3 protein-coding genes are annotated in these 2,247 nt (G+C 44.1%); 1 reads left to right on the top strand and 2 read right to left on the bottom strand.

Translation table 11 applies throughout. From position 1 onward, the window contains the following. Window positions 1–28 precede the first annotated feature (28 nt). Window positions 29–739: an IS5 family transposase gene (locus tag AAC147_RS06015; RefSeq protein ID WP_231571646.1), complete on the top strand. Its 711-nt coding sequence runs from the start codon at window positions 29–31 to the stop codon at window positions 737–739. Window positions 740–789: 50 nt separating this feature from the next. On the opposite strand, the gene sspB is transcribed toward AAC147_RS06015, so the two are convergent. Next, a complete protein-coding gene (gene sspB / locus AAC147_RS06010; protein ID WP_047686010.1) occupies window positions 790–1,272 on the bottom strand; it encodes a ClpXP protease specificity-enhancing factor in 483 nt (160 codons plus the stop codon). A 3-nt stretch (window positions 1,273–1,275) separates the two neighbouring features. Next, entirely contained in the window at window positions 1,276–1,917 is a 642-nt protein-coding gene (gene sspA, locus AAC147_RS06005; protein ID WP_047686007.1) for a stringent starvation protein SspA, read from the bottom strand. Window positions 1,918–2,247 lie beyond the last annotated feature (330 nt).

Here is a 2,247-nt window from a genome sequence, read left to right as displayed (position 1 = left end):
CATTTTGAAAAGGCATTTAGCTGTATTGATGCAACAAAGTGGTTGTATTTACCATAAAGAAGAGCACTACCTGACTTTTGAAGGGATCCTTTATCGAATGAGAACGGGATGTCCGTGGCGGGATTTACCCGATGAATTTGGAAAATGGAATACCCTCTTTAAGCGTTTTAATGAATGGTCAAAGAAAGGTATTTTTGATTTATTATTCAAATTATTATCTGAAAATACGGATACCGAGTGGTTATTCATTGATGGCAGTATTGTCCGTGCTCATCAACATAGCTCAGGCGCGGCTTCAACAGAAGATGAAGCCATCGGTAAGAGTCGAGGCGGGCGTTCTACTAAAATTCACTTAGCCGTAGATAGTTACGGCTTGCCCGTCCATTTTGAGCTGTCAGGCGGTCAAACGCATGACATTGTGCATGCGGAAAGTTTGGTCGTACATTCACCTTCATCGGATTTTGTGATAGCTGACAAAGGCTACGACAGCGGCGCTTTCAGAAGTTTTGTTGAAAAACAAGGGGCTAAAACGGTCATACCTTATCGAAAAAATAACCGAAAATCGGATAAGCAAATTGATAATGCTTTATACCGTTATCGGCATTTGGTCGAAAATGCGTTTGCACGGATAAAACATTTTCGAGCAATTGCAACAAGATACGATAAATTAGCTCGAAATTACGCCAGCACGTTGGCACTGGCGTTTGTCATTATATGGCTACCGATGTGGGTTGAGTAAATCATAAACAATAAACGTCAACACGCCCTAGCACTACATGGTTTATGTGCCTATTTTACCACACGTAATGTCGGGCGGCCTTTTGGTGGTTGAGGTGGTTCATCATCCGGAGAATTATTATCACGCTGTGTTTTCATATCACGAATCAGCACCAGATTATCAGCCACCGGAGAATCGGAATCTTCCTGCCCAGACCCTGCTTCATAGGCTACCTCTGGCTCAAACATCATTCCGGCCCCATTTTCACGAGCATAAACTGCGATCACAGCAGACATAGGAACAGAAACCTGACGCGCAACCCCACCAAAACGAGCATTGAAGCGAACTTCGTCATTGGCTAATTCCAGATTACCAACCGCCCGTGGGGAAATATTCAGGATGATCTGCCCGTTCTGCGCATATTCCAGCGGAACGCTTACTCCATATTGAGTAACATCCACAACGATATGCGGAGTCAAGTCATTATCCAGCAGCCACTCATAGTGTGCCCGCAGTAAATAAGGGCGGCGGGGAGATATTTGAGTCATACCCATACATTAACTCCGTGACTGTAAACGTATTTCACGCTCCGCTTCTGTCAATGAAGCCAGAAACGCATCACGTTCAAATACACGTTGCATATAGACTTGAAGATCTTTGGCGCCCGGGCCAGATAACTCAACACCCAGTACAGGTAAACGCCACAACAGAGGGGAGAGATAGCAGTCTACCAAACTGAATTCATCGCTCATGAAGAAAGGCATCTCTCTGAAAATAGGTGCTATTGCTAGCAACTCTTCAGCAAGCTGTTTCCGTGCAGCATTGGCTTCCTGCATATTCCCTTCCTGAATTTTGTACATCAGGGAATACCAGTCTTTTTCAATTCTGTGCATCATCAAACGGCTGGAGCCACGTGCAACAGGGTATACAGGCATGAGCGGTGGATGCGGGAAACGCTCATCCAAATATTCCATTATGATGCGAGAATCATAAAGAGTCAGCTCACGATCAACGAGGGTAGGAACCGTCTGATATGGGTTCAGGTCAATAAGATCCTGCGGCAGATTGCCTGCTTCAACGTGTTCTATTTCAACGCTGACCCCTTTTTCCGCCAGTACAATTCGCACTTGATGGCTAAAAATGTCGGTCGGGCCGGAAAACAGAGTCATTACCGAACGTTTGTTGGCAGCGACAGCCATGAAAACCTCCAAGTTTATCTAAAAAAAGGAACGAACAGCCCTTCAATGAACAATGGCTATTCTCGCTCATATTCTCATCCGGCTTCGCGCTTATTATCCGAGGATTATAGACAAATCAGGCAAACGCATGGATAAGGCAAAAAATTGTCACTAGTCTACCAGATTTTGAACATTTTGTGGGGAAGTAGATTAAGAATTAATGATGATATATCGGAGTTCAGGAATTTATCTCTGTAATATGCTTTTTTTTCTGGAAAAAAAAGAGTATTCACAAAGGTAGGAAAACCCAAAGATAAAAAACCCGCCATAAAAATGGCGGGTCGGAAGAGC

The sequence above is a fragment of the Xenorhabdus sp. NBAII XenSa04 genome, assembly GCF_963866145.1.
Lineage (GTDB): Bacteria > Pseudomonadota > Gammaproteobacteria > Enterobacterales > Enterobacteriaceae > Xenorhabdus > Xenorhabdus indica.
This window is presented reverse-complemented; position numbering and strand designations above follow the sequence as displayed.

Bases quoted from the DNA above. Each gene is read 5' to 3' on its own strand.
- AAC147_RS06015 (WP_231571646.1), top strand. From the start codon at position 29: ATGCAACAAAGTGGTTGTATTTACCATAAAGAAGAGCACTACCTGACT.
- sspB (WP_047686010.1), bottom strand. From the start codon at position 1,272: ATGGGTATGACTCAAATATCTCCCCGCCGCCCTTATTTACTGCGGGCA.
- sspA (WP_047686007.1), bottom strand. From the start codon at position 1,917: ATGGCTGTCGCTGCCAACAAACGTTCGGTAATGACTCTGTTTTCCGGC.